This is a genomic window from Embleya sp. NPDC008237, assembly GCF_042956465.1.
Lineage (GTDB): Bacteria > Actinomycetota > Actinomycetes > Streptomycetales > Streptomycetaceae > Embleya.
This window is the reverse complement of record NZ_JBIBGL010000006.1, coordinates 514,599-520,942: the sequence shown is the minus strand read 5'-3', so window position 1 is coordinate 520,942 and position 6,344 is coordinate 514,599. Positions and strand designations below refer to the sequence as shown.

Annotated in this window: 6 protein-coding genes; 4 read left to right on the top strand and 2 right to left on the bottom strand. The window is 69.8% G+C overall.

What is annotated here, in order from left to right; all coding sequences use genetic code 11:
- Positions 1–585, top strand: a 585-nt coding sequence (locus ACFZBU_RS18945) for a carbohydrate-binding protein (protein WP_391584741.1), incomplete at its 5' end; no start/stop codon positions are given.
- A gap of 292 nt (positions 586–877) precedes the next feature.
- On the opposite strand, the gene ACFZBU_RS18940 is transcribed toward ACFZBU_RS18945, so the two are convergent.
- Positions 878–1,855 carry an alpha/beta fold hydrolase gene (locus tag ACFZBU_RS18940; RefSeq protein ID WP_391584740.1) on the bottom strand — a complete coding sequence of 326 codons (978 nt, stop codon included), beginning with the start codon at positions 1,853–1,855 and terminating at the stop codon, positions 878–880.
- Between the two features lie 75 nt (positions 1,856–1,930).
- Here ACFZBU_RS18940 and ACFZBU_RS18935 point away from each other — a divergent pair, with 75 nt between their 5' ends.
- Positions 1,931–2,650: a TetR/AcrR family transcriptional regulator gene (locus tag ACFZBU_RS18935; RefSeq protein ID WP_391584739.1), complete on the top strand. Its 720-nt coding sequence runs from the start codon at positions 1,931–1,933 to the stop codon at positions 2,648–2,650.
- 1,022 nt (positions 2,651–3,672) lie between these two features.
- Here ACFZBU_RS18935 and ACFZBU_RS18930 read toward each other — a convergent pair.
- The gene (locus ACFZBU_RS18930; RefSeq protein WP_391584738.1) at positions 3,673–4,020 is read right to left on the bottom strand and encodes a MerR family transcriptional regulator; all 348 of its coding nucleotides are present in this window, start codon (positions 4,018–4,020) and stop codon (positions 3,673–3,675) included.
- 1,030 nt (positions 4,021–5,050) lie between these two features.
- On the opposite strand from ACFZBU_RS18930, the gene ACFZBU_RS18925 reads away from it, so the two are divergent.
- Both ACFZBU_RS18925 and ACFZBU_RS18920 read left to right on the top strand, forming a co-directional pair.
- Positions 5,051–5,473: a hypothetical protein gene (locus tag ACFZBU_RS18925; protein WP_391584737.1), complete on the top strand. Its 423-nt coding sequence runs from the start codon at positions 5,051–5,053 to the stop codon at positions 5,471–5,473.
- Between the two features lie 248 nt (positions 5,474–5,721).
- On the top strand, positions 5,722–6,153 hold the full coding sequence (locus ACFZBU_RS18920) for an ester cyclase (protein ID WP_391584736.1): 432 nt from the start codon (positions 5,722–5,724) through the stop codon (positions 6,151–6,153).
- Positions 6,154–6,344: the final 191 nt, after the last annotated feature.

Below are 6,344 nucleotides of genomic sequence, written 5' to 3'. Positions count from 1 at the left end.
TCGGCCAAGACCCTCGACCCCACCTGCGTCCTGTTCAACAAGACCAAGGCCGCCTGGGACGCCGTCAGCCTGCCCGCACAGCCCAACGACCCCACCTGTAACGGTGGGCCGGGCAACCCCGACTTCTCGATCAGCCTCACCCCGAGCTCGGGCAACGTGGCGGTCGGCGGGGACGTCACCACCACCGTGGGCACCACGACCACCAGCGGTGCGGCGCAATCGCTCACCCTGACCGCGTCGAACCTGCCCAACGGGGTGACCGCGCAATTCACGCCGGCCACCGTCCAGTCCGGCAACAGCTCGTCCCTGAAGTTGTCGGCGAGTTCGACGGCGACCGCTGGTACGTACACGGTGACAGTGACCGGCAGCGGCGCCACCACCCATACGGCGCAATACACGCTGACCGTCGGCGGCACCGGACCGGGCACCTGCACCGCGCCCGCCTGGAACGCCGACTCGGTCTACACCAACGGCAGCGTGGTCTCCCATCAAGGCCACACCTACCGCGCCAAGTGGTGGACCCAGGGCGAAGTCCCCGGAACCACCGGCCAATGGGGCGTCTGGGTCGACCTCGGCCCCTGCTGAGCCGACCCGCACGCGGCAGGTAGCGCACGCACACCGCGGTCGTTCCCGATCGTGCTGCCCGGCAGGCCCGCAGGTCGGCCTGCCGGGCAGCCGGCACCGGTGTCACGCGTCGCGGTCGCGGACCTTCCATACCCCGGCCGCCACTCCCGCGAGTGTCCAGCCGACCATGACGAGCGGGACCCGCCGTGATGCTCCAAGGCCGCGGCACCGGCCCCACCGCGGATCCCCCGATCGTGGGGGCGCCCTCCCCGAGGCGGGGCAGACAGGAGCAGACGTCGGCAGGTGTACCCGGTCAGCCGAGCGTCCCGGGAGCCGGGGCCTTCCGGGGTCGCCTCCCGCCCGGTTCCGCCACCCGGGCCACCTCGCCCGCGACATCGGGCCACAGCGCCGCGGGCAGGTCGTGGCCGACACCCGGATAGGTGACCAGGCGGGCGCCTGGGATCGCCCGGGCGGTGGCGCGGCCGGCGCGCACCCGCAGGATCGGGTCCTGTTCGCCGTGCAGGACGAGCGTGGGGTGCCTCAGCTCCGCCAACTTCGGCCCGTGCCACTGTGCGCCGATCTGACGGCTCTGGGCCTTCTTGTCGCGCGGCCCGCTGTCGACCTCCGCCTCGACCCACGCGCGGGCCGCCTCCTCGTCGAACGGGTAGCCGGGCGAGGCGATCCCTCGCCACACCGTGAGAGACGCCTCGATGTCCCCCTCACGGCCTTCGGGGAACTTGGCGCGCGCGAGCTTCGCCAGGAGCCCGAAGCGCAGGTAGCGCAGTACGCCCAGGCCGGACACGTCGCTGGGAAGCGCGGCCGACGAGGTGAGGCTGAGCACCCGTTCCGGATACCGCAGCGCGAGCCGCTGGGCGATCAGCCCGCCCATCGAGTGACCGAAGACGTGCACACGCTCCCAACCGAGTTCGTCCATCACCGCAACGGCGTCGTCCGTCATGTCCTCGGCCGTGTACGCCTCGCCCCGCTTGCCGAACAGCGCCTTGAACGGGTTGCCCGTCGCCGTATCCGGCATCCGCGTCGACTCGCCCGCATCCCGCTGGTCGTAGCGGGCGACCTCGAATCCGGCGTCCGCGAACGCTCCGGAAAGGCCGTCGGGCCACCAGAACCGCGCCGTCGCCAGGCCCATCACCAGGAGCAGCGGCTCGCCCCGCGAGCCGTCGAGCCGGTCGTAGGCGATCTCGACACTGCCGTTGCGGGCGTACCGGGTCGGCGTCCACGAGCGCGCCGCGGGAGCGTCTTCCGGTGCGGAATCCCTGGCCGTCGTAGCCATCGTGTCCTCCTCCGCATCAACTGCGATCGATGTTCGCAGTTCTGGGACGCTACGATACTGCATACATCGTTCGCAGTGGAAAGAGGCATCGTCGTGGGCTCGGCCGACAACATCTGGCTCCGTCCCGAACGCGCCGCGCGCGGGCCGGCTCCCGGCTACGACCGCGACACTCTCGCCGCCGCGGGAATGGCCCTCGCCGACGCCCACGGCCTCGCCGCCGTCACCATGCGCGCCGTGGCCGACGCCCTCGGCGCGGGTCCGGCCTCGCTGTACCGCTACGTCGCCACGCGCGAGGAACTCGTCGAACTCATGGTCGACCGCGCGCACTCCGGGATCCGACACCCTCAACCCGGCGGCGACTGGCTCGAAGACCTCCTGGACCTCGCCCGCGAGAGCCGTCGCGTCACCCTCGCCCATCCCTGGCTTCTCGACGCGACCGCCACCCGAACCCCACTCGGGCCGAACACCATCGCGTATCTCGAATGCGCGCTGGGTGCGCTGTCCGGCCTCCAGGTTCCGTCCCGCACCAAGCTGGAGGCGATCGCCGTCCTCAGCGCCGTGGTCGCCGGACTCGCCCGCACGGAGATCAACCAGGCCCGAGCCGGCCGGACCCTCCCGCAATGGCAGCAGGCCCAGGCCGCCTACCTGACCCACGTCGCGACATCGGGCCGACACCCCCACCTGGCCGCCGCATTCGCCGCTCAGGGCACCGACGACGACGAGCCGGTGGAACACCTCTTCGACCGCATCGTCACGGGCGTCCTCACCGGCCTTCTCCGCCCCGACGCCGGCTGACCCGAAAGCCCTGAGAGTTCTGTTCTCCGCGAACACCGGAGGAAAGGACGATGCCGCCGCGGAGGGCGGCGTCCCGACGGATTCGGCTGTTCACACCGCTCACGACGAGGACCCCGGTGCCATGGCACCGGGGTCCGGGGTTTCGGGTTGTCTCACCATCCACCGGTCGAAGACCGGTGTCGTATCCGCACTGCCGCGCGGGGCGGCAGAATATGCGGGGATCGCGTATGCGTGACCGAAGACCACCTTTCGTTCGGATGGACCGCGGTGCCCGCTCGACCATGTCACCGATCGCGGGCTATCCGATGGCGTTCTGGAACCCTTCCCTTCTCCTCTGACTTGCAATTGCTCCGTGCGGGTTTTGCGTTTGCGGTTGCTGCGTTGCGCTTGTTTGCGTCTGCCTCGCCGCCAGTCGAAACCCTCTGCGATTCCCGGTCCCGATCTGCCCGACGATCCTTCCTACGTCTGCCGCCGGAGCCCCTTACCCACACCGGCCCCGACGATCACTCGACATGTTCCACTGCACGGGCAGTTCGTCATCTGCCACGTCCGTTTGACGTTTCCTTCGGTTCCGACATAGAGAACGCTAGCCGCGCTCCACATGAATGTCTACCTTCGGCGTGACAGATTTTCGCCCGTGTCGACGTCCGGCTCCGCCGAGGCGGATCGCGAGGCGGAGCAGCCGGCCGCGGGCCCGATCGGCGCGCCGGAGCGATTCAGGCAATTCCGATGGCGCGGGGCACGGTTCGTGTGTCGCGTGTCGTGGGAGGAGGCCGAACAGGCGGGGCGGCTCGACGTGGGTAATCCTCGGGCACCTGGGCGCCCGGACGCCCGGCGTCGCGAGGGCCTCCCGGGCCCAGTGGGCAAGCATCGGCCGGAGCACCGTCGCATGGGGGCCGGCGGGCGAACACCTGCGAACTTTCGGGGACGACCGAACCCGGCGGACCCGGCGGGCGGCCGGGTCGATCCGCTCGCCGGCGCGCGCCCCCGTGGGGGCACCGCGCCCGAGCGTCATCGCCAGGTCAGCTCTCGTCCGATTCGGTCTGGGCCGCCTCGCGCAATTCGGCGTTCAGGCGCAGGGCCTCTTCCAACTGGTCCTCGAGAATCACGATGCGGCAAGCGGCGTCGACGGCGGTGCCCTGGTCGACGAGTTCACGGGCACGCTGGGCAATACGCAACTGATAGCGGGAGTAACGGCGGTGGCCGCCCTCCGAACGCAGCGGGGTGATCAGACCGTACTCCCCGATCGCGCGCAGGAAACCCTGGGATGCGCCGATCAATTCGGCCGCGCGGCCCATCGTGTAGGCGGGGTAGTCGTCGTCATCGAGCTTGTCGGCCTTGGCCGGAGTCGAGCGGGATTTGGAAGCCATCGGCGCCTCTCTTGAGTTCGCATCCATCCATCGAGTTCACATCCGCCACAGCCGATCGGAAACGCGTCGAGGGGCCCTGGCGCCGTACGGCACCAGGGCCCCGAAAGAAATCCACACCATCCACCGACACCGACGTGTCGGCCTATCCGTTCCGCATCCGCCCCTGAGGGGCAGGCGCGGGGATCGCAATTGCGTGACCGCGGACACCTCTCCTACCGGCGTCTCCACGGATCCCACTCGGCCGAAATCTTCACCGCGCCGAGCGGGCGATCCGGATGGCGTTCGCTCCTTCCTCTCCTGTTCCTTCGTCCTGCAACGGGTACTGCCACCGCGGGTAAAACCGAACCACAAATACTGCCGGTTACTGCTTACTGCTCGTCCTACCGGTACTGCTCGTAATGCACGGCGACCCCGTGGGCCGCCCTCGGTTCTCCTCGGCCCGACAACCAGCCTCCGGAACCCTCGCCGAACAACCAACGGCCCCGGGACTCTGCTGTCGAACCCTCAACAACGCGCGCCAGTTCGTCTCTGTCGCGCCTCACTGATTCGCTTGGCTACGGAAGAAAACATACCTACCGATCCTCCCAATGTCTACTCCGGGCAGGACAGATTTTCCGCCACGTCGGGTACGCAAAACAGCTCCGCCCGCGGAGCCGTGGCCGACTCGCCGCGCCGGAAAAACCACCCCGACACGACGACCCACCACGAAGCACCGGCACCTCTCCCAGCCCTCGACGACCACACCACCGGAAGCCCCCGGCCGCCTCGCCGTACCCGCGGCCCGCCGCCCGCCCCGCCCTCACACTCGCCCTCGCCTTGACCCGGCACACAAGTCGAGCACGCGAGAAACCGTGTTCTCGCCCCCGGACGTCGCGCGCTGCACCGGGAATCGCAGCCGACAACGCAGCCACCCGCGCACGGTGTCCGCACCTGTCGATCGGCCGGAACTCCCGGTGTGGGTGTGCTCTTTCACCCTCCGGGGCAGACGTTCGGCCAACCCGCACGACAGGAATCGGCGACGGAGGTGGACGTGGACGAGTACGCCCGGGGGATACCGGAATCGCCCATGGGGTGGGGGCTCCTGGCGGCGGTCCTCGCCGTATTCGGTGCCGCCTTCCTCGTCCGGGCCCTGTGGCGCAAGAAAAGGGGGCACCCGGTGAGCACCCGGGACGACGAGAACCCCAACCGCCCCACCGAAGGTCCCAGCAGGAGTGCGTGGAAGTGGTGGCTCGGCGCCGGGGCCCTCGCCTATGTGGGGACGGTGATCGTCCGGATGGCCATGGGTGCGAGCGGTGTCGAAGTCTGGCTGTTCCCGGCACTCTTGTTCCCGGCCTGTAGCGTCCTCCTGCCGGCAAGAACGGCGCTCATGGCATGGAGCGCCCGAAAGGGCCAGGACTTCCGGGCGCGCCGGCGACACCCCCAGGACGAGGACACCGCCCCCGCCGGACGTTGAACCGGCACCCACGCCCCACTCGCCCGCGCTCGACAGCTCCCTCCCTGACGTCGAAATCACCGGCGCGAACCGGGACGGAAGATCCCGGAGGGCCGCGCGGTCGTCCCCGACCCGGAATTCGTCCTCGAAGCACCACGCCACCCCGAGGATTCGTGTCGACCGACGGCAGCGTCCCGACCCTGGCCCTGGCTCACGGGCCCCGGGAGAGGGATCATGGTGGTGGGGCCGTACCCGGCAGGAGGTACGTCATGGGACACGCACGTGAGGTCATGGATCGGCTCACCGAGGCGATGACCGAGTCCAGAGACATCGCATCCATTGCGGAGTGCTTCGCGGAGGACGCGGTGGCCACCACCCCGGAGGGCCGGTTCCGCGGTCGGGACGCCATCGCGGAGTACATGGGCGAATTCGCCGTCGCCGTACCGGACAGCGGATTCGAACACGAGCACCGGTACGAGGCGGGTGACACCGCGATCGACGAGGGATGGTTCCACGGGACCAACACCGGCCCGGTGAAACTTCCCGACGGCCGGACGCTTCCGCCGACCGGCAACGAGATCCGCGTCCACGGTTGCGACGTTGCCACCGTCAAGGACGATCGGATCGTCGACTACCGGCTGTACTTCGACCAGATGGCATTTCTTGAACAATTCGGATTGGCGGCCGAAGCCCGCGCCTGATCGGAGCGAGCGTCGCCGAGGGCGCTGCCGGCACCGACGCGCGCCGCCGCGGCGTGCGCGTCGGGCGCATACGCCCGGGCGAACGGCACGGGCGGCGTCATGCTCGCGCGCGACGAGTCGGCGGAGCCCGCGTACGTTCGTCGTCGAGGGCGGACGTCGGTTCGCGGGCGTGCGCATCATCCGGCCACCCG